Below are 20,096 nucleotides of genomic sequence, written 5' to 3' on the forward strand. Positions count from 1 at the left end.
ACCGCTCGAGCGCGCCCCCACGAAGGAGAAAACATGCTGACCGTCAACGCCTACGCCGCCCCCTCCGCCACCGAGCCGCTCGTCCCCACCACGATCGAGCGCCGCGACGTCGGAGCGCACGACGTGCTCATCGAGATCGCCTACGCGGGCATCTGCCACTCCGACATCCACACCGTCCGCGGCGAGTGGGGCCCCGTCCAGTACCCCCTCACCGTCGGCCACGAGATCGTCGGCGTCGTCGCCGAGGTCGGCTCCGAGGTGTCCAAGCACAAGGTCGGCGACCGCGTCGGCGTCGGCTGCATGGTCAACTCCTGCCGCGAATGCGAGAACTGCCTCGCCGGCGAGGAGCAGTACTGCCTGAAGGGCAACACCGGCACCTACGCCTCCGTCGACCGCGACGGCACCGTCACCCAGGGCGGCTACTCCACCCACGTCGTCGTCGTCGAGGACTTCGTGCTCCGCGTCCCGGAGTCGATCCCGTACGAGGCCGCCGCGCCGCTGCTCTGCGCCGGCATCACCACCTACTCGCCGCTCTCGCACTGGGAGGCGGGCCCCGGCAAGCGGGTCGCCGTCGTCGGTCTCGGCGGGCTCGGCCACATGGCCGTCAAGTTCGCGCACGCGATGGGCGCCGAGGTCACCGTGCTGTCGCAGACGCTGAGCAAGAAGGAGGACGGCCTCCGTCTGGGCGCCGATCACTACTACGCGACGAAGGACGAGGAGACGTTCTCGACGCTCAAGAACTCCTTCGACATCATCATCAACACGGTCAGCGCGCCGCTCGACCTGGACGCCTACCTCGGCCTCCTGCGCCGCAACGGCACGATGGTCAACGTCGGCGCTCCGGCCGAGGCGCTGCCGCTGCACGTCTTCACCCTGTTCGCCGCGCGCCGCTCCTTCGCGGGCTCCGGCATCGGCGGCATCCGCGAGACCCAGGAGATGCTCGACTTCTGCGCCGAGAAGGGCATCGCGAGCGAGGTCGAGGTCGTCTCGGCGTCGCAGATCAACGAGGCCTACGAGCGCGTGCTCGCCTCGGACGTGCGCTACCGCTTCGTCATCGACATCGCGACGCTCACGAAGTAGCGGTTCCACCGGCCGCGGGGTCGGCTACGGTCGTTCGCATGAGCGAGCGCAGCCACCCCGCGGTCGACCGCGTCCTGGCCGATCTCGAGGTCCACGGGGTGCGGCCGCCGGTCCGCTGGCTCGATGAGGCGGCGTCGACGGCGGCGCTCGCCGCTGCGGCCCTCGGCATCGAGGTCGGCCAGATCGCGAACTCGCTGATCTTCCTCCTCGACGGGACGCCGCTGCTGGTCCTCACCAGCGGTGGGCACCGCGTCGACACCGACTGGCTGGGCGACGAGCTCGGTGGGGAGATCACCCGTGCCTCGGCGTCGGTCGTCAAGGCCGCGACGGGCCAGACCATCGGAGGCGTCGCGCCGGTCGGTCACCCGACCCCGCTGCTCACCGTGGTCGACACCGCCCTGGCCGAGTACGACACCGTCTGGGCGGCCGCCGGCCACGCCCACACCGTCTACCCGACCAGCGCCGCGGAGCTCGTCCGCGTCACCGGAGGCGGCCTTCGCCCGGTCGTCCCGCCGGCGTGACCCGTTCTGCTGCTCGGTCGGCGAAGCCTGCTGATCGAGCAGCCCGCTCCGCGGGCGTATCGGTCGGCGAAGCCGCCTTGCGTCTCGGTGGTGAGGGGAAGGACGCGCCGCGCCCCTTTTCATGCTGGTCGAGTAGCCCCGCAGGGGCGTATCGAGACCCACCGCCCTCGACAGGGCGGGTCTGCAGACTCGCGTTCTGACGGTGGTGGATCTCGAGACGCTCACTCCGCGGGCTACTCGATCAGCATGGTCCGCCCATGCCTACCAGGTGATCTTTCTAGGAGGTCCGAGGGTCAGCGGACGCGGCCTGCGCCGTCGGCCGCGGTCACGAGGAACAGCTCGGGGGTGCGGAAGCCCTTGTCGGCGAAGGCGGCGAGGACCGCCGCGCGGACCTCCTCCTCCTTCTCGACGGGGGTGAGTGCGATGGCGGAGCCGCCGAAGCCGCCGCCCGTCATCCGCGCACCGATCGCGCCGGCGCCGCGGGAGGCCTCGACCGCGGTGTCGAGCTCGGGGATCGAGATCTCGAAGTCGTCGCGGAGCGAGACGTGGCCGGCGTCGAGGAGCTCGCCGATCGCGCGCGGTCCCTGCTCGCGGAGGGTGCGGACGGTCGTGAGGACGCGGGCGTCCTCGGTCACCACATGCTTCACGCGGCGGTAGGTCACGTCGTCGAGGAGCTCCTCGGCGCGGGGCAGGTCCTCCACCGACAGCTCGCGCAGCGACTCCACTCCGAGCGTCGACGCCCCGAGCTCGCAGGAGGCGCGGCGCTCGGCGTAGCCGCCGGTGGCGTGCGCGTGCTCGACCCGGGTGTCGATGACGAGAAGCACCAGCCCGGCCTCCTCGAAGCCGAGCGGCACGACCTCGGTGTCCAGGCTCCGGCAGTCGAGGAAGACGGCCGCGTCGCGCTCGCCGAACAGCGAGGCGGACTCGTCCATGATCCCGGTCGGCGCGCCGACGGCGACGTTCTCGGCGCGACGGCCCACGCGGGCGAGCGTCGCGCGGTCGAGCCCGAGCTCCCAGAGCTCGTTCAGCGCCACGGCCATCGCGCACATCAGCGCGGCCGAGCTGGAGAGCCCCGCGCCGACCGGCACGTCGGAGTCGACGAAGGCGTCGAAGCCCGAGCGCGCGCCGAGGTCGACGCCGTACTCGCTGAGCGCCCAGACGACGCCGAGCGGGTAGGCCGACCAGCCGTCGAGCGCGTCCGGCCCGAGGTCGTCCAGCGAGATCTCGACGTGCTCGGGGGAGAAGGCGCTCGAGATCCGGACGACCCGGTCCTCCCTCGGCGCGACGGCCATCGCGGTGGCGCGGTCGATGGCGAACGGGAAGACGAAGCCGTCGTTGTAGTCGGTGTGCTCGCCGATCAGGTTGACGCGGCCGGGTCCGGCCCAGACGCCGACGGCAGGGTGGCCGTAGGCGCGCTCGAAGTCCTGCGCGGCGCGCTCGGCGACGGCGTCGAGGGAGGCGGAGGTGGTCATCGGTTCTCCTCGGGGGTGGTGTCGGCGGCGGGGAGCGACGCGTCGGGGTTCGCGGCCGTCTCGGCGGCCAGGGTGGCGGCGTCGGCGCGCTCGATCGCCTCGCGCAGGGCGGCGGCGCTCGTCTCAGGAGCGATGTCGCCGATCCAGGCGCCCATCGCCGCCTCACTGCCCGCCAGGTACTTGAGCTTGGTGGCGGCGCGGCGCGGCGACGTGATCTGCAGCATGAGCCGCACCTCGTCGCGCCGCTCGTGCACCGGCGCCTGGTGCCAGGCGGAGATGTAGGGGGTGGGCGAGTCGTAGAGCGCATCGATCCCGCGCAGGAGCCGCTGGTAGACCACGGCGAGCTCGTCGCGCTCCTCGGGCGTCGTCTCGCTGATGTCGGCCACGTGGCGGTGCGGCAGCACGTGCACCTCGATGGGCCAGCGCGCGGCGAAGGGCACGAAGGCGGTCCAGTGCTCGCCGCGGACGAGCACGCGCTCGCCGGCCTGCTCGAAGGCGAGGATGTCGGCGAACATCCCGGGACCGTAGGCGTCGAGCGACGCGAGCAGCCGCGTCGTCCGCGGGGTGACGTACGGGTAGGAGTAGATCTGGCCGTGCGGGTGGTGCAGGGTGACGCCGATCGCCTCTCCGCGGTTCTCGAACGGGAAGACCTGCTGCACCCCGGGCAGGGCCGACAGTGCGGCGACGCGGTCGGCCCACGCCTCCACGACAGTGCGGGCCCGCGAGGCGGAGAGGGTCGCGAACGACCCCTCGTGCTCGGGGCTGAAGCAGACGACCTCGCAGCGGCCGACGCTCGTCAGGGTCCGGCCGAGGCCGAGCGTGCGGAGGTCCTCGAGGGACGCGGGCGCGTCCTCGTCCTCGAGCAGCGGCCCGAAGGACGGCGAGCGGTTCTCGAAGACGGCGACGTCGTAGACGCTCGGCACCTCCGACGGATTGGTGGGGGAGGCCGGGGCGAGCGGGTCGAGCTCGGCCGGCGGGAGGAAGACGCGGTTCTGCCGGGAGGCGGCGATCGACACCCACTCCCCGGTGAGGACGTCCTGGCGCATGCGCGCGGTCGCAGGTCGGGGATCGAGCTCGCGGGCATCCGCCGAGCGCTCGGGAGGGAGGGACGTGTCCGCGTCATCGAAGTAGATGAGGTCGCGGCCGTCGGCGAGGACGTGCGGGCGCTTGACGACGCCGGCGGAGAGGGGGATCGCTTCGTTCATGGCACCGCCCACGATAGACCGCGACCTTCGGAAAGGAAAGCGCGGTTTCTCTTTGACAAGTCGATGGCGCGAAGGACACGATGGAGCGATGAGGACGGACGGGGAGCAGGAGAGCCGCTCGGCGCTCGAGCGCCGCTTCGAGATGCGGCTGCTCGCCGAGAAGCAGGGCTTCGTCTCCGTCGCGGACCTCTCCGATCGCCTCGGCGTCTCCGTCGTCACCGTCCGATCCGACCTCGATCGGCTCGCCGGCGAGGGGACCGTCCAGCGCGTCCGCGGGGGAGCCGTGCCGACCGGCGAGCGCTCGGGGGAGCGCTCGTTCGAGGAGGGCCTCGCCTCCGCCTCCGACGAGAAGGCCGCGATCGGCCGCGAGGCCGCCGCCTCGGTCGTCTCCGGCGAGAGCGTGATCCTCGACGTCGGCACCACGACGCTCGCGATCGCTCACGCACTCGTGGCGCGGGACGACCTCCGCGACGTCACCGTCGTCACCAACGGCCTCAGCATCGCCCTCGCCCTCGAGCCCGCCATCCCGCGCTTCACCGTCGTCGTCACCGGCGGCACCCTGCGCCCGCTGCAGCACTCCCTCGTCGAGCCTCTCGCGTCCGAGGTGCTCGAACGGATCCGCGCCGACGTCGTCTTCGTCGGCTGCACGGGCGTCCATCCCGAGGCGGGGGTGACCAACGTGAACCTGCCCGAGGCGACGCTCAAGCGCCGCATGCTGCACGCGGCCACCCGACGCGTCGTGGTCGCCGACTCGAGCAAGCTCGGCGTCGTCGACCTCGGCCGGGTCGCCGGCACCGAGGAGTTCGACCGCCTGCTCACCGGCGCGGCCGCGGGCGGCGCCGTCGTGGAGCGGCTCGAGGCGGCGGGCCTCGCCGTCACCCTCTGCGGCACGCTCCGGCCCGGTCCGCAGGCCGACGGCGGTGCCGGTCCGTAGGATTCAGGGATGGCCGACTTCACTCCCGCCCCTGCAACCGGGCGCCAGTTCGCCCTCGACCTCACCGCCGAGGGACGCACCCTGCACGCCGTCGTCACGGAGGTGGCCGCAGGGCTGCGCCACCTCTCCGTCGACGGCGTCGAGATCACCGCCGGATACCCCGAGAGCGTCGTCCCGCCGTTCGGCTCGGGCATCGTCCTGATGCCCTGGCCCAACCGCGTCAAGGACGGCCGCTGGCACCACGCCGGGCGCACCCAGCAGCTCGACATCACCGAGCCCAAGTACCACAACGCGATCCACGGCCTGCTGCGCAGTGCCTCCTACCGCGTCGTCGAGCAGGGCCCGTCCTTCGTCGAGCTCGCCGCGCCCGTCGTCCCGCAGGCGGGCTACCCGTTCCACCTCGAGACCACGGTCCGCTACGAGCTGCAGGCCGACGGCCTGAAGGTCGTGCACCGCGTCGTCAACGTCGGCGCCGATGAGGCGCCGGTCGCGATCGGCACTCACCCGTTCCTCGCGATCGGCGACGTCCCGACCGACGAGCTCGAGATCACGGTCGACGCGGCGGTGCACATCGAGGTCGACGAGCGGCTCAACCCCACGGGTCAGAGCCCGGTCGACGGCACCGAGTGGGACCTCCGTCGCGGCCGCCGGATCGGCGAGCTCGAGCTCGACGACGCCTGGGCCGACGTCACGATCGTCGACGGCGAGAGCGTCCACGGCCTCCGCGCCGACGACGGCCGCCGCGTGCTGCTCTGGGCCGACGCCTCGCACAACTTCATCCAGGTCTTCATCACCCGGATCTTCCCGGACGGCGACGACGTCAAGACCGCCATCGCGGTCGAGCCGATGACCGCGCCCGCCGAGGCGCTCAACTCCGGTCAGGGCCTGCGCTGGCTCGAGCCGGGCGAGGAGTGGAGCGTCGCCTGGGGCATCCGCCACGAGGGCTTCCCCGCCTCGTCATGACGACGAGCAGCACGAGCGCCGTCAGCACCTCCGCCGGCGGCACCTCCGCCGGCGGCACCTCCGCCGGGCGCACCTCCGCCGGGCGCGACGACGAGGCCAAGCGCGCCGCCCTCGTCGCGATGAAGCGGCTCGCCACCGGGCTGCTGGTGCTGATGGCGATCGTGTTCGCCGTGTCCTTCGCCCTCCAGGACCGCTACCCCTGGCTGCAGTGGGTGCGCGCGGCGAGCGAGGGCGGCATGGTCGGCGCGCTCGCGGACTGGTTCGCGGTGACGGCGCTCTTCCGACGGCCGCTCGGGCTGCCGATCCCGCACACGGCGATCATCCCGACCAAGAAGGACGAGATCGGCGCGAGCCTCGCCCAGTTCGTCGAGGAGAACTTCCTCCGCGGCGCGATCGTCCGCGAGAAGCTCGACTCCTTCGGCATCGCCCGCCGTGCCGGGCTCTGGCTCGCCGAGCCCGAGAACGCGCACCGCGTCGGCGGCGAGAGCGCGGCGGCGGTCCGGTCCGCGATCGCGCTGCTCGACGACTCCGACGTGCAGCGCGTGATCGAGGCGCTCGCCCGGCGCCACCTGCTCGATCCGCAATGGGGCCCGCCGCTCGGCTCGCTCGTCGGCAGCGTCGTCGAGGCGGGGCACCACCGCCGACTCGTGGACACGCTGGTCGAGCAGGCCGAGGCCTGGCTGATCGCGAACCCCGAGAGCTTCACCCGGATGGTCAGCGGCCGGCTCCCCAGCTGGCTGCCCTCCGCGGTCAGTCGCGCGGTCGACGAGCGGCTCTACCGCGAGGCGCTCGTCCTCGTCGAGACGATCCGCGACGACCAGGGTCACCCCTTCCGGATCGCGGTGGACGGCTACCTCGCGACGCTCGCGAAGGACCTCGGCAGCGACCCCGACCTGATCATGCGCGTCGAGGAGATCAAGAACCGCGCCTTCGACAGCCCCCCGGTGCGCGAGCTGGCCGGGGACGCCTGGGAGTCGACGAAGTCGTCGCTCCTCGGCGCGATGGACGACCCGGAGAGCCCGCTGCGCGCGAGCATCGAGTCGATCGTCGTCGACCTCGGCCGCCGTCTCTCGACCGATCAGGCGCTCGCCTCGACCGTCGACACCTGGATCGGCACCGTCGCGGCCAACCTCGTCGATCGCTATAGGGGCGACATCGCCAGCATCATCGGCGAGACGATCGGCCGCTGGGACCCGCAGGAGACCTCCGAGAAGCTCGAGCTGCAGGTCGGCAAGGACCTGCAGTTCATCCGGATCAACGGCACCGTCGTCGGCTCGCTGGCCGGCCTGGTGATCTTCACCGTCGCGCACGCGCTGCTCGGCTCCTGACTCGGGACGCCCGCCGCATCCTGTGTGCGATCGGAACGGGTCGCTCCGGACCGCTCCGCAAGCCCTCGCCGGTGTCGGTGGTCGGGCGTACGGTCGCAGCATGAGCGACGACATCCCCAACACCACCGATCCCGACGTCAAGACCGAGGGCGACGTCCTCGGCGCCCGTGCCGATGACGGCAGCGACACCAGCGCCAGCAAGGACCCGTCCGACTGGGTCACCGGCGACGAGCCGATGACCGGCCCGCAGCGCAGCTACCTCGACACCCTCGCCCGCGAGGCGGGCGAGACCCTCCCCGCCGACATCACGAAGGCGGAGGCGTCCGAGCACATCGATCGCCTGCAGTCCGCGACCGGCCGCGGCGACGGCAGCAAGTAGCCTCCCGCCCCACCCGCACCCGGGCGCACGACGGCTGAGCATTGCTGCCGTCGTGCGCCCCCGTGTCGGGGCCGTCAGGATGCGCCGACCCTCTCTAGGGTCACGGGCATGGCGATGTCCCGGACCACGCAGACGGCTCTCGATCTCATCGACGCGGTACGGATCCCGGAGGGGATCGACCCGCGTCTCGCCCGCCAGGTCTCGCTCTCGCTGAGACTCCTCCTCGAATCCGACAGCTTCGGTCCGAGCGACCGGACGCTGCGCCGCCGCTCCCGCAGGCTGCGCTCCGGTCGCCTGGTCTGACGGCCGTGGCAGGAGTGCCTGCTTGACCTCGCAGGGGGCAGACAGCGCGCGCACAGCGGTCTAGAATTCGGGTCATCCGGTCCGCCGGACGCCTGCGGGGCCGAGCACGGGGACGACGTCGTCCCACGAGCCGGGCCCGCCCTCCGCTCGCACGACGAGCGACCGCTCCCTGCCGACGCTCAGCGCCGACGCCGTCTCGATGAGGAGACCGTCATGCCGTCCTTCCGCTCCACCCTGCTCGCCCTCGCCGCCTCCGTCGCCCTCGTGGGCGCCGCCGCCACCCCCGCCCTCGCCGACCACAACGCCGGGGCCAATCTCGACGGCTACGCCTCGACCGACATCTCGTCGAACGGCTCCTGCTACTACGGCGCCCTCCTGACGGGCTCGCCCGACATCAGCCTCTCGACGACCAGCTACCGCTTCGTCCGCACCGGCGCCTCGCTGACGCTGGTCTGCTCCTACACGAGGATCCCGTCGTTCATCCCCGGCACCGAGCAGGGCGACGGCGGGGACTGGTACGCCCCGAAGAAGCCGACCCGCTACGTGGCCCAGGACGCCTGTCTGCCGCCGGGCGTCGACTCGGCCGGAGAGGAGTACCTCGACGATCCCGGTCGCGCGGTCGACAAGGTCGACGCGAAGACGCTGTTCTACCGCTCGACCATGACGATGGTCTGCTTCTGGGCCGACGACCCCACGCGCTGACCCGCAGGGGCGGCCGGCGGTGTCCCCTTCCGCCGGTCGCCCCGCCCCCGCGGCCACCCCTGCTGATCGCTCAGCCGCCATCGCGGGGCGAGGAGGCGACCGAGGTTCGTAGGGAGGTGGGTCTCGATACGCCCCTGCGGGGCTCCTCGACCAGCAAGATCTGCGGCCTGTCTTCCAGCCGACCCGACTCTCGAGCAGCCCCTCCCCGCCACCGATCCCTGTTGGTCGAGTAGCCGCCGCCGGCGGCGTACCGAGACCCCCCGCCGATCGAGCAGCTCCACCAGGCGTCCCGCCACCACCACGCCCCGACAGGACACACCCGATGACCCACCGCCTCCAGCCCCACCAGAGCACGACCGTCCGCCTGGTCCACTGGTTCCGCACCGTGGACGGCTGGCAGTCCGAGATCGTCCGCGGCCGCCTCCTCGAGCACCACGACGGCGTCTGGCGCCTGGTCTCGTTCGAGGACGGCGAGGAGCGCGAGTACCCCGACGCCGCCTGGTCCCTCTGCCACGAGTGATCTCGGCCGACATCGGGAGGGGCGTCGAGCGCTGCTGCTCCGCCGTGTCCACCGGCGCGCGTCACGCGGCGGTCGTGCTCGGGGACGGCGGGAGGAGTGGGCCCCGTCGGGCTCGAACCGACGACCCGCGGATTAAAAGTCCGCTGCTCTGCCAACTGAGCTAGAGGCCCGCGGCATCCAGGGTAGCGCCCCCGCGCGCCCGGACCGGCGTCGGGCATACCTGCCCAGGCGCAGGCGTTACCCTCCTCGAACCCCCACGAAGCAGGACGCGTCCGCGCGTCCCGCCCGACCGCGGAAGGCGGCCCCATGACAGACGGCTTCCACAAGCCGACCAAGTTCCCCTCCCGCGTCTTCGAGGCGTTCCAGGGCGGGGAGGACCCGGCGCAGATCAGCCGGGTCGCCCACGAGACGGCGATCGCACTGCTCAGCCGGGTGCGCGAGGACCCGGATCCGGTGGTCATCGACCGCCTGGTCGAGTACACCGACCACAACGGCATCGACGCGCTCGCCGAGCTCTGGGCCCGCTCCAGCCCGTCCAGCCTCCCCGGCGCCCTCTGGCGCATCTACCTGCTGCGGCTCGTGATCCGGCAGGATCCGGAGAGCACGAGCTTCCTCTACCAGCGCGGCGTCGAGCTCTCGGCGACCATCGACCCGGTCGTCGCCGGCGCGGTCACGCCGACCGGCCCGGCCGAGATCACCGAGCTGGCCGACCGCATCCTCCGCGGAGTGTTCGACGGCGACTTCGCCGTCGCCCTCGACCGTGCGGCGGCCTTCTGCCGCGTGAGCGCCTCCGGTGCCGCGTCGGTCGCCGACGACGTCGAGCTGATCGACGGACCGCGGGCGAGCCAGCTGACCACCCGCGCCCTCCGGCTCTCGACCACCGCGGCCGAGCTGGTGAGCTGCGCACGCCTCTGGCGCAGCGACTCGCTCGAGTAGGAGCGGGCTCCGCTACCCGATCGCGGCGCCCCGCGGCACCCCGCGTTCTCGCTCCGCGAACGCCCCTCGCGGGCCTGCGGGGGACAGCCGGTACACTGGTCGGAGCCGGATCGCAGTAACCCCGGGCTCCACTTATAGCCGCTTCGAGCGGCCTCGCGCCGAGAGGCGTTTCTGCGATCCGGCCCCTTCTCCTCTCGACAGCATCCCCAGCGGATCCCGGCGGCGAGCGAGGGCCCAGTGGCGGGCGGTCCGAGGCGCGAGTCCTCCCCTCCCGGCAGAGTCCCCGACAGACAGGCGACATCCGGAATGAAGAACCGCAGGGCACTCCGGATCGGCGCGCGGTGGTGGGCCGGGATCGCCCTCCTGGTGATCGCCGTCCTCCTCTTCCTCTCCGCCCCCGGCGTCGACGACGAGATCGGCGCCCTCCTCGGCAACGGCGTCGTCTTCTCGCAGGGTGCCCTGATGCGCACGCTCGCCGTGCTCGACGTGGCCGCGGCGCTCTGGGTGCTCGTCCGTCCGCGCAGCTCCGCCGGTCTGACCGCGGCCCTCGCGGCCGTGATCGGACTCTGGCTCGCCCCGCGGATGGGCGCCGCGGCGCTGGTCGACCTGGGCGGCTTCGCTCTCGACGTCCGCTTCGTCGTCCTCCCCCTCGAAGTGTCGGTCGTGATCGCGGGACTCGCCGTGACAGCCTTCTGGATGACCCGGAATCTGAAGTCCCGGGCACGAGCAGGGCAGGGCGCATGAGCGACGACACCACCGCCGAGGGCACCGCCCCCGACCTCGGCGCTCTCCTCGAGCGGATCGCCGCGGGGGAGCAGGCCGCGTTCTCGCAGCTCTACGACCTCGTCGCCTCGCGCGTCCTCGGACTGATCACGCGGGTCCTGGTCGACCGCGCCCAGTCGGAGGAGGTGGCCCAGGAGGTCTTCCTCGAGATCTGGCAAACCGCTGGACGCTTCGCTCCGAATAAGGGAAGTGCGACGACCTGGATCCTCACGATGGCACACCGCAGGGCCATCGATCGGGTTCGCGCGGCCCAAGCGGGCCGTGATCGGGACGTCCGCATAGGAATCCGCGACCTCGGTCGCGACTACGACCAGGTCGCCGAGCAGGCGGAGGTGTCCCTCGAGCACGAGAAGGTCACCGCCGCCCTGGAGCGGCTGACCGAGCTCCAGCGGCAAGCGCTGCAGCTCGCGTACTACGGCGGATACTCGCACAGCGAGATCGCCGGGATCCTGAACTGCCCCGTCGGTACCATAAAAACGCGCCTGCGCGACGGGATGATACGACTGAGAGAAGAGATGGGGGTGGCCCTGTGAACGACGTGCAACTCCCCGAAGATCCGCGCGAACTCGCAGCAGGACACGCACTCGGCATCCTCACCCCGGACGAGACCGCCCGGTACGAGAGATTCCTGGACGAGAATCCGGAGGCGCGCGGCGAGGCCGACGCCTTCTCGACCGTGGCCGACGCGCTGGCCGCCGACGCCCCGTCGGTCGCACCGTCGCCGGCCCTCAAGGCGGATCTGATGGCGCTGATCGCGACCACGCCCCAGCTGCCCCGTGACGACACCGCCGATGCTCCGGCCGAGGACCCCGCCGAGCGGCGCGAGAAGGTCCCGACCCTGCACGCCGTCGAGCCCTCCGCGTCCGCCGCGAGCGGGCCGTCGGCCGCTGCGCCGTCCGCCGCCGCGACCTCGGGCCGCCACGGCGCCGAGACCCGCGCCCGCGGGCGCTGGTTCACCCGCCCCGCCGTCTACCTCTCCGCCGCCGCCGCCGCGGCCGTCATCGTGGTCGGGGGAGTGGCGCTCCCGCCGCTGCTCACGCCCGATGCCGGGCAGAGCCAGCAGCTGAGCGCCCTCGAGCAGATCCGCAGCGCCCCCGACGTGCAGGAGACCGCCGGAGCCGTCGCGACCGGCGAGACCGCGACCCTGGTCTGGTCGGCCTCGCTCGGCCGCTCGGCCCTCGTCGTCGACGACCTCGCGCCCCTGCCCGACGACAAGACCTACGAGCTCTGGTACATCGGCTCGTCCGGCCCGGTCTCGGCCGGGACGTTCGACGGGGGTGACGGCCGCACGGTCGCACCGCTGGAGGGCACGCTCGCCGAGGGCGCCGTCGTCGCGGTGACCGTCGAGGACGCGGGCGGCTCCGAGGCGCCGACCACCGACCCGATCCTGGCCATCGCGACCGCCTGACACCGCCACAGCATCGAGTACAGAAGAGCCGCACTCCCCGAGGGGTGCGGCTCTTCTGCGCTCCCCACCCGGGAATGCGGACTGCAGACGGCTCTCACGGGCTCCGGACAGCAGAAGAGCCGCACCCCCGGAGGAGTGCGGCTCTCGTGCGTGCGGTCGGAGGCTCAGCCGAAGCGGCCCGAGACGTAGTCCTCGGTCGCCTGGACGGACGGCCGCGAGAAGATCGTGGCGGTGTCGTCGTACTCGATGAGCTTGCCGGGCTTGCCGGTGCCTGCGATGTTGAAGAACGCGGTGCGGTCCGAGACGCGCGAGGCCTGCTGCATGTTGTGGGTCACGATGACGATCGTGTAGTCGTTCTTGAGCTCCTCGATCAGGTCCTCGATCGCGAGGGTCGAGATCGGGTCGAGGGCCGAGCACGGCTCGTCCATCAGCAGCACGTCGGGAGAGACGGCGATGGCGCGGGCGATGCAGAGCCGCTGCTGCTGACCGCCGGAGAGGCCGGAGCCGGGCTTCTCGAGCCGGTCCTTGACCTCGTTCCAGAGGTTCGCGCCCTGCAGCGACTTCTCGACGAGGTCGTCCGCGTCGGACTTCGAGATGCGGCGGTTGTTGAGCTTGACGCCGGCCAGCACGTTGTCGCGGATGGACATCGTCGGGAACGGGTTGGGGCGCTGGAAGACCATGCCCACCTGGCGGCGTACGAGCACCGGGTCGACGCCCGGGCCGTAGAGGTTGTTGCCGTCGATCAGCACCTCGCCGTCGACGTAGGCGCCGGGGATGACCTCGTGCATGCGGTTGAGCGTGCGGAGGAAGGTCGACTTGCCGCAGCCGGAGGGGCCGATGAACGCCGTGACGGTGCGGGGCTCGATGGTGAGACCGACTCCCTCGACCGCGAGGAACTTGCTGTAGTAGACGTTGAGGTCGTTGACTTCGATGCGCTTGGACAACGGAGATCCTTAGGGTTAGCGGCCGAGCTTGGGGGCGAAGATGCGCGCGACCAGGCGAGCGAGCAGGTTGAGCAGCATGACGATCAGGATGAGGACCAGCGCGCCGGTCCAGGCCCGATCGATGTAGGCGGCCGCGTCGGCCCCCTGGTCGGCGTACTGGCGGAACACGTAGACCGGGAGGGTCATCATCCGGTCGTCGAACGGGTTGTAGTTCATCGACTGGGTGAACCCGGCGACGATGAGCAGCGGGGCGGTCTCGCCGATGACGCGGGCGATCGAGAGCATGACGCCCGTGACGATCCCGGCGATCGAGGTCGGCAGGACGATCTTCACGACGGTCAGCCACTTCGGCACGCCGAGGGCGAAGGACGCCTCGCGCAGCTCGTTCGGGACCAGGCGCAGCATCTCCTCGGTGGAGCGCACGACGACCGGGATCATCAGCACCGACAGCGCGATCGCGCCGCCGAAGCCCATCCGGATGCCGTCGCCGAAGAGGAGCACCAGCAGGGCGTAGGCGAAGAGGCCGGCGACGATCGAGGGGATGCCGGTCATCACGTCGACGAAGAAGGTGATGCCGCGGGCGAGCGCGCCCCGGCCGTACTCGACGAGGTAGATGGCCGTCATCAGGCCGATCGGGATCGAGATGACCGCGGCCAGCGCCGTGATGATCAGCGTGCCCACGATCGCGTGCAGCGCTCCGCCGCCCTCGCCGACGACGTTGCGCATCGAGGAGGTGAAGAAGAGGAGGTCGAAGCGCGCGGCGCCCGCGGTGACCGCGGTGTACATCAGCGAGATCAGCGGGATCAGCGCGACGACGAAGGCGGCGGTGACCAGGGTGGTGACGACCCGGTCGGTCGCGCGGCGGGGGCCCTCGACCAGGCGGGCGAGGACGAAGACGGCGACCGTGTAGAGCACGGCGCCGAAGAAGACGGTGCCGACGACGTCGAAGCCCTGGGTGGTGCCGGTGACGGCGAGGAGGGCGTAGACGAGCGCCATCACGGCGATGCTGCCGACCAGGAGGGCGACGGGCGCCCACTTGGGCAGCTGGCCGCTGGTGAGCGTGTTGACCGGCGCAGGGACCGCGTCCTCGACGCGGCGCTGGCGGGGCGGAGTCATCGTGACCATCAGTTCGCTCCCGAGAAGGCCTTGCGGCGGTTGATGATGTAGCGGGCGAGCATGTTGACGAGCAGCGTGATGACGAAGAGCATCAGGCCGGAGGCGACGAGCTCGTTGACCTTCAGGCCGTAGGCCTCGGGGAAGCTCAGCGCGATGTTCGCGGCGACGGTGTTCGAGTTCGTCGACTGCAGCAAAGCGAAGTTCACGACGAAGGACGGCGAGAGCACGATGGCGACCGCCATCGTCTCGCCGAGTGCGCGGCCGAGGCCGAGCATCGACGCGGAGATGATGCCGGGGCGGCCGAAGGGCAGGACCGCGGTGCGGACCATCTCCCAGCGGGTCGCGCCCAGGGCGAGCGCGGCCTCCTCGTGCAGCGTCGGCGTCTGGAGGAACACCTCGCGCGAGATCGCCGTGACGATCGGCAGGATCATGACCGCGAGCACGAGGGCCACGGTGAGGATCGTGCGGCCGGTGCCGGAGACCGGGCCGTTGAAGAGCGGGAACCAGCCGAAGGCGTCCGTGAGGAACGCGTAGAACGGCTGGACGAAGGGGGCGAGCACCGTGATGCCCCAGAGGCCGAAGACGACCGACGGCACAGCGGCCAGCAGGTCGATCACGTAGCCGAGGCCCTGCGCGAGCTTGCGCGGGGCGTAGTGCGAGATGAAGAGCGCGATCCCGATCGCGATGGGGACCGCGATCACCATCGCGAGCCCGGCGGCGTAGACGGTGCCGAACACGAGCGGGCCGACGTAGGACCAGAAGCCCGCTCCGCCGGAGATCGTGTCAGGGGACGCCGTGAGAGCCGGGATCGACTGGACGACCAGGAAGAGGGCGACGGCGGCGAGGATGACGAGGATCAGCGCGCCGGAGGCGACTGCCGTTCCGGAGAAGATCCGGTCTGCGGGCCGCTGCTTCGCCTTGATGGCGCCGACGGGCCGCTCTGCGGTGGTCATGTGGGTGTCCCTGCGTTCGGTGTGGGGGAGGGGGCCGAGCCGTGACGCGGCCCCGGACCGGCTGGGGTCCGGGGCCGCGTCATGAGGGGGAGGTTACTTGATCGACTCGATGGCCGTCGCGACCTGGGTCGACAGCTCCGACGAGAGCGGCGCGGCGCCGGCGGAGGTGGCGGCCTCCTGCTGGCCCTCCTCGCTGGTCACGTAGCCGAGGTACGCCTTGACGAGCTCGCCCGTCGCGGCGTCCTGGTACTCCTGGCAGGCGATGAGGTAGCTCACCAGGACGACCGGGTAGACGCCGGCCTCCTCGGAGGCGTAGTCGATCTCGTAGACGATGTCGTTCTCGGGACGGTCGGTCGCCTCGGGGGACGCGTCGACGATCGCGGCAGCGGCCTCGGGCGAGTAGGCGACGAAGTCGTCGCCGACCTTCACCTTGGCGGTGCCCAGGCTGCCGGCGCGCGAGGCGTCGGCGTAGCCGATGGTGTTCTGGCCGTTGGTGACGGTGTCGATGACGCCCGAGGTGCCCTGGGCCGCCTCGCCGCCCTCGTAGGGCCAGACTCCGTCGGGCTCGGCGTCCCACACGGTGGGCGCGGTCGCGTTGAGGTACGCGGCGAAGTTCTCGGTGGTGCCCGAGTCGTCCGAGCGGTGCACGGCGGTGATGTTCGAGGACGGGAGCGTCGCGTCGGGGTTCAGCGCGGCGATCTCGGGGGCGTTCCAGGTGGTGATGGTGCCCTTGAAGATGCCCGCGATGGTGGCGGCGTCGAGGTTGAGCTCGTCGACACCCTCCACGTTGAAGACGATCGCGATCGGCGAGATGTAGGCCGGGACGTCGATGGCGGAGGTGCCCTCGACGCACTTGCCGAAGGAGCCGTCGAGCTCCTCGAGCTTCAGCGCGCGGTCCGAGCCGGCGAAGTCGGCGCCGCCGGCGATGAAGGCCTCACGGCCCGCGCCGGAGCCGTCGGGGGAGTAGTTGACGGTGACGCCGGTGTTCGCCTGCTGGAAGGCGGAGACCCAGGCCTCCTGGGCGGAGCCCTGCGAGGAGGCGCCGATGCCGTTGAGGGTGCCCTCGAGGGTGCTGGCTGAGCCGGAGGACTCGCCCGCGGAGGCGCCTCCCTCGTTGGCAGCACAGGAGGTCAGCGTGATGGCTGCGACGGCGGCGATGACGGCCGCCTGGCCGAGACGCGAGAAACGCACAAGTATCCCTTTCGGGTAGGAAAGCAGGGGGGATGGACGGGCTTGGTGCGGCCCGCCAGCGAGAGTACGGAGGGGTCGTGTCCTGGCCCCGTCCGCTCGGTGAACGCGCGGTGAACGACGGGCCGCCCTCAGGCGCCGCTGAGCGCGGAGGAGCAGTATTCGCGCGGCACTCCCGCCGCCCTTTCGGGAGCTACTCGAGCGGTGCGTGCGTCTCGATCGCGACGATCCCGGACCCCGGGTGCTGGACGGAGAGGTGCACGACCGCGAAGCCGCCGGTCGGCAGGTCGGAGGCCTCCTCGAGGTACGGGCCGATCGGGGTCGCGGTGGCCAGTGCCAGCTCGCGCAGGATCTCGGGGATCACCGGACCGTGGCTGCAGAGCACGGCGCTCTTGCGCGCGCGGACCCGCTTGCCGACGACCGAGCGGACGTCGGCGGCGCCGTGCTCGTGCGCGTCCTGGCTGAGGTCCTCCGAGAGGCGGACCGGCCGCTTGAGCAGCGCGGAGAGCGGAGCGATCGTGGCCCGGCAGCGCTTCGCCGTGCTCGTGACGAGCCGACGGGGCCGCCAGGCGGCGACGGCGCGGCTCGCGGCGGCCGCCTCCTCGTCGCCGCGGCGGTTGAGCCGCCGGGTGGAGTCGCGCCCGTCCCAGGAGGACGCGGGGACCGCCTTCGCGTGCCGGAGCACCACGACGGCGAAGGTGTCATGCGTGCCGCGCGAGACGATCCGCGCGAACTCGTCGACGATCTCGATGTCGTGCGGGTAGGTCAGGTAGCTGCGGGCGCGCTTGATCGTGACCCACTCGAGCGCCTCGACCTCGCGGTTCGGCACGAAGTCCGAGGCGAGCACCGCCTTCTCGGTCACTCGTGCCGCCCAGTAGTGCACGGTCTTCGGTCGCCCGTTCGGCAGCGCGTACTGCACGGTGCCGAGCGGCACTCCGAGCGCGACCGCGAACCCGGTCTCCTCGCGGATCTCGCGCACCGCGGTCTCCGGCAGCGACTCGCCCGGATCGACCTTGCCCTTGGGCAGGCTGACGTCCTTGCGGTGCGGCCGGTGGATCACCAGGACGTGCAGGCGCCCCTCGATGATCCGCCAGCACACGGCGCCGGCCGCGTAGACGGTCCCCGTCACGGCGTCAGCGGGTGGAGGCTCGGGAGCCGGTCCGCGTCGCCGTGCGCTTGCGGTGCGTGATGTGCGCCATCAGCCGGTTCTGCAGATCGGAGAGGGGTGCGCCGTCCTCGTCGAGGTGGTGCCGCGTCCAGATCCCGTCCGGGCCGAGCCACCAGGAGGCGGTCTTCTCGTCCATCGCGCGGTCGAACATGTCGGCGATCTCGCTGAGGTGCGCCGGCTCGACGATCCGCACCAGCGCCTCGACGCGGCGGTCGAGGTTGCGGTGCATCATGTCGGCGCTGCCGATGAAGACCTCGGGCTCGCCGCCGTTGACGAAGCTGAAGATGCGGGAGTGCTCGAGGTAGCGCCCGAGGATGGAGCGGACGCGGATGTTCTCCGAGAGTCCCTCCTGCCCGGGCTTCAGCCCGCAGATGCCGCGGACCCAGACGTCGACGGGCACGCCGGCCTGGCTCGCGCGGTAGAGCGCGTCGATCACCGACTCGTCGACGATCGAGTTCATCTTGATCCGGATGCCCGAGGGGCGGCCGGCGCGAGCGTTCTCGGTCTCGGCCGCGATCCGCTTCAGCAGTCCCTTGCGCAGATGACGCGGCGCGACCAGCAGGCGCTTGAACTTCTTCTCGATCGCGTAGCCGGAGAGCTCGTTGAAGAGGCGGGTGAGGTCCTTGCCGACCTCAGGGTCGGCGGTCAGCAGGCCGAGGTCCTCGTAGATCCGCGAGGTCTTCGGATTGTAGTTGCCGGTGCCGATGTGGGAGTAGTGCCGCAGCACCCCGCCCTTCTCCTGGCGGATGACCAGCGCGAGCTTGCAGTGGGTCTTCAGCCCGACGAGGCCGTAGACCACGTGGACGCCGGCCTTCTCGAGCTTGCGCGCCCAGGAGATGTTGGCCTTCTCGTCGAAGCGCGCCTTGATCTCGACGAGCGCGAGCACCTGCTTGCCGGACTCCGCGGCGTCGATCAGCGCCTCGACGATGGGGGAGTCGCCCGAGGTGCGGTACAGCGTCTGCTTGATCGCCAGCACGTCGGGGTCGGCCGCGGCCTGCTCGAGGAACGCCTGGACGCTCGTCGCGAAGGACTCGTAGGGGTGGTGCAGCAGCACGTCGCCGCGCGAGACCGCCTTGAAGATGTCCTGGCGCTGGTTCGGCTCGCTCGGCGAGAGCTGCACGGCCGTCGTCGGGACGTGGTTGGGGTACTTCAGGTCCGGCCGGTCGATCTTCTGGAGGCTGAACAGGCCGCCGAGGTCGAGCGGCGCGGGGAGCTTGTAGACCTCCTGCGTGGTGATGTCGAGCTCGCGGACGAGGAGCCCGAGGGTCTCGTCGTCCATGTCGTCGGTCACCTCGAGGCGGATGGGCGGGCCGAACCGGCGGCGGAGGAGCTCCTTCTCGAGCGCCTTGATCAGGTTCTCGGTCTCGTCCTCGTCGACTTCGACGTCCTCATTGCGGGTGACCCGGAAGACGTGGTGGTCGAGGATCTCCATGCCCGGGAAGAGGTCGTCGAGCTGGTTCGCGATCAGGTCCTCGAGCGAGATGAAGCGCATCGGCTCGCCCGGAGCGGCGACGCCGGCGATCCGCACGAAGCGCGGCAGCATCTGCGGCACCTTGAGGCGGGCGAACTCGGTCTTCTGGGTCTTCGGGTTGCGCACGCGCACCGAGAGGTTGAGCGAGAGCCCGGAGATGTAGGGGAACGGGTGCGCCGGGTCGACGGCCAGCGGCATCAGCACGGGGAAGACCTGCGCCGAGAAGTAGTCGTCGAGCACCTCGCGCTCGGCGTCGCTGAGCTCGCTCCAGCGGACGATGTCGATCCCGGCGTCGCGGAGGGCCGGCTCGACGAGCTCCTTGAAGGCGCGCGAGTGCCGCTGCTGCAGCAGGTGCGCCTTCTCGGAGATGTCGGTCAGCACGTCGACCGGCACCCGCCCGATGTTGGTGGGCAGCGCGAGACCGGTGAGGATGCGGCGCTTCAGCCCCGCGACGCGGACCATGAAGAACTCGTCGAGGTTGGACGAGAAGATCGCGAGGAAGTTGGCCCGCTCGAGCGCGGGGACCAGCGGGTCCTCGGCCAGCTCGAGCACGCGCTGGTTGAACGCCAGCCAGCTCAGCTCGCGGTCGAGGTAGCGGTCGTCCGGGAGCAGGGGGTCGGAGTGACCCTCCTCCTCCTCGTCGAAGTCGTCGTCGAGCTCGTCGCTCAGGCCGTCTTCGAGAATCAGGTTGTCGCCGTCCATGCGACCATCCTGGCACCGCC

At 71.4% G+C, this 20,096-nt stretch carries 21 protein-coding genes and 1 tRNA gene; 13 read left to right on the forward strand and 9 right to left on the reverse strand.

From position 1 onward, the window contains the following. Positions 1 to 33 precede the first annotated feature (33 nt). Positions 34 to 1,080, forward strand: a complete 1,047-nt coding sequence (locus EDF22_RS02785; RefSeq protein ID WP_123702208.1) for an NAD(P)-dependent alcohol dehydrogenase — start codon at positions 34 to 36, stop codon at positions 1,078 to 1,080. A 38-nt stretch (positions 1,081 to 1,118) separates the two neighbouring features. Continuing rightward, positions 1,119 to 1,601 (forward strand): YbaK/EbsC family protein, encoded by a 483-nt coding sequence (locus EDF22_RS02790; RefSeq protein ID WP_123702210.1) that lies wholly within the window; start codon positions 1,119 to 1,121, stop codon positions 1,599 to 1,601. A 293-nt stretch (positions 1,602 to 1,894) separates the two neighbouring features. Here the strand turns inward: EDF22_RS02790 and galK are convergent, their stop codons facing one another. Then, positions 1,895 to 3,073 (reverse strand): galactokinase, encoded by a 1,179-nt coding sequence (gene galK / locus EDF22_RS02795; RefSeq protein ID WP_123702212.1) that lies wholly within the window; start codon positions 3,071 to 3,073, stop codon positions 1,895 to 1,897. Further along, a complete protein-coding gene (gene galT, locus EDF22_RS02800; protein WP_123702214.1) occupies positions 3,070 to 4,278 on the reverse strand; it encodes a galactose-1-phosphate uridylyltransferase in 1,209 nt (402 codons plus the stop codon). Before galT ends, galK begins: the two co-directional genes overlap by 4 nt. 88 nt (positions 4,279 to 4,366) lie before the next feature. Between galT and EDF22_RS02805 the strand changes: the two genes are divergently transcribed. The 7 genes from EDF22_RS02805 to EDF22_RS02835 all read left to right on the forward strand — a co-directional run bounded on the left by EDF22_RS02805 (position 4,367) and on the right by EDF22_RS02835 (position 9,407). Beyond that, positions 4,367 to 5,212, forward strand: a complete 846-nt coding sequence (locus EDF22_RS02805; protein WP_185038680.1) for a DeoR/GlpR family DNA-binding transcription regulator — start codon at positions 4,367 to 4,369, stop codon at positions 5,210 to 5,212. Between the two features lie 9 nt (positions 5,213 to 5,221). Further along, on the forward strand, positions 5,222 to 6,175 hold the full coding sequence (locus EDF22_RS02810) for an aldose 1-epimerase family protein (RefSeq protein WP_123702216.1): 954 nt from the start codon (positions 5,222 to 5,224) through the stop codon (positions 6,173 to 6,175). Continuing rightward, positions 6,172 to 7,503, forward strand: a complete 1,332-nt coding sequence (locus EDF22_RS02815) for a DUF445 domain-containing protein (RefSeq protein WP_123702218.1) — start codon at positions 6,172 to 6,174, stop codon at positions 7,501 to 7,503. Before EDF22_RS02810 ends, EDF22_RS02815 begins: the two co-directional genes overlap by 4 nt. Before the next feature lie 100 nt (positions 7,504 to 7,603). Beyond that, complete coding sequence (locus tag EDF22_RS02820; RefSeq protein WP_123445134.1) at positions 7,604 to 7,882, forward strand: DUF3072 domain-containing protein; 279 nt, start codon at positions 7,604 to 7,606, stop codon at positions 7,880 to 7,882. 108 nt (positions 7,883 to 7,990) lie between these two features. Continuing rightward, entirely contained in the window at positions 7,991 to 8,185 is a 195-nt protein-coding gene (locus EDF22_RS02825; protein ID WP_123702220.1) for a hypothetical protein, read from the forward strand. Positions 8,186 to 8,398: 213 nt separating this feature from the next. Continuing rightward, positions 8,399 to 8,887, forward strand: a complete 489-nt coding sequence (locus tag EDF22_RS20650) for a hypothetical protein (protein WP_133960557.1) — start codon at positions 8,399 to 8,401, stop codon at positions 8,885 to 8,887. 322 nt (positions 8,888 to 9,209) lie between these two features. Then, the gene (locus EDF22_RS02835; RefSeq protein ID WP_123702223.1) at positions 9,210 to 9,407 is read left to right on the forward strand and encodes a hypothetical protein; all 198 of its coding nucleotides are present in this window, start codon (positions 9,210 to 9,212) and stop codon (positions 9,405 to 9,407) included. A gap of 97 nt (positions 9,408 to 9,504) precedes the next feature. Here EDF22_RS02835 and EDF22_RS02840 read toward each other — a convergent pair. After that, positions 9,505 to 9,577, reverse strand: a tRNA-Lys gene (locus EDF22_RS02840). A 136-nt stretch (positions 9,578 to 9,713) separates the two neighbouring features. Here EDF22_RS02840 and EDF22_RS02845 point away from each other — a divergent pair. The 4 genes from EDF22_RS02845 to EDF22_RS02860 all read left to right on the forward strand — a co-directional run bounded on the left by EDF22_RS02845 (position 9,714) and on the right by EDF22_RS02860 (position 12,534). After that, on the forward strand, positions 9,714 to 10,343 hold the full coding sequence (locus tag EDF22_RS02845; RefSeq protein WP_123445137.1) for a DNA-directed RNA polymerase subunit beta: 630 nt from the start codon (positions 9,714 to 9,716) through the stop codon (positions 10,341 to 10,343). A gap of 306 nt (positions 10,344 to 10,649) precedes the next feature. Further along, positions 10,650 to 11,087: a hypothetical protein gene (locus EDF22_RS02850; RefSeq protein ID WP_123702225.1), complete on the forward strand. Its 438-nt coding sequence runs from the start codon at positions 10,650 to 10,652 to the stop codon at positions 11,085 to 11,087. After that, entirely contained in the window at positions 11,084 to 11,659 is a 576-nt protein-coding gene (gene sigK / locus EDF22_RS02855) for an ECF RNA polymerase sigma factor SigK (protein ID WP_123445139.1), read from the forward strand. The genes EDF22_RS02850 and sigK overlap by 4 nt, the downstream gene beginning before the upstream one ends. Positions 11,660 to 11,664: 5 nt before the next feature. Next, positions 11,665 to 12,534 carry an anti-sigma factor gene (locus tag EDF22_RS02860; protein ID WP_148059091.1) on the forward strand — a complete coding sequence of 290 codons (870 nt, stop codon included), beginning with the start codon at positions 11,665 to 11,667 and terminating at the stop codon, positions 12,532 to 12,534. A gap of 164 nt (positions 12,535 to 12,698) precedes the next feature. Here EDF22_RS02860 and pstB read toward each other — a convergent pair whose 3' ends face one another. The 6 genes from pstB to EDF22_RS02890 form a co-directional block, all read right to left on the reverse strand. Further along, complete coding sequence (gene pstB / locus EDF22_RS02865) at positions 12,699 to 13,478, reverse strand: phosphate ABC transporter ATP-binding protein PstB (RefSeq protein WP_123445141.1); 780 nt, start codon at positions 13,476 to 13,478, stop codon at positions 12,699 to 12,701. Positions 13,479 to 13,493: 15 nt separating this feature from the next. Next, on the reverse strand, positions 13,494 to 14,603 hold the full coding sequence (pstA, locus tag EDF22_RS02870; RefSeq protein ID WP_397459993.1) for a phosphate ABC transporter permease PstA: 1,110 nt from the start codon (positions 14,601 to 14,603) through the stop codon (positions 13,494 to 13,496). Further along, positions 14,603 to 15,547 carry a phosphate ABC transporter permease subunit PstC gene (gene pstC, locus EDF22_RS02875; RefSeq protein WP_123445142.1) on the reverse strand — a complete coding sequence of 315 codons (945 nt, stop codon included), beginning with the start codon at positions 15,545 to 15,547 and terminating at the stop codon, positions 14,603 to 14,605. The genes pstA and pstC overlap by 1 nt, the downstream gene beginning before the upstream one ends. Positions 15,548 to 15,640: 93 nt before the next feature. Beyond that, positions 15,641 to 16,738 (reverse strand): phosphate ABC transporter substrate-binding protein PstS, encoded by a 1,098-nt coding sequence (locus EDF22_RS02880; protein ID WP_123702229.1) that lies wholly within the window; start codon positions 16,736 to 16,738, stop codon positions 15,641 to 15,643. A gap of 190 nt (positions 16,739 to 16,928) precedes the next feature. Continuing rightward, complete coding sequence (locus tag EDF22_RS02885; protein WP_123702231.1) at positions 16,929 to 17,864, reverse strand: NUDIX domain-containing protein; 936 nt, start codon at positions 17,862 to 17,864, stop codon at positions 16,929 to 16,931. Positions 17,865 to 17,868: 4 nt separating this feature from the next. After that, complete coding sequence (locus EDF22_RS02890; protein ID WP_123702233.1) at positions 17,869 to 20,076, reverse strand: RNA degradosome polyphosphate kinase; 2,208 nt, start codon at positions 20,074 to 20,076, stop codon at positions 17,869 to 17,871. Positions 20,077 to 20,096: the final 20 nt, after the last annotated feature.

This window comes from Rathayibacter sp. PhB127 (genome assembly GCF_003751665.1).
Taxonomy (GTDB): Bacteria; Actinomycetota; Actinomycetes; order Actinomycetales; family Microbacteriaceae; genus Rathayibacter; species Rathayibacter festucae.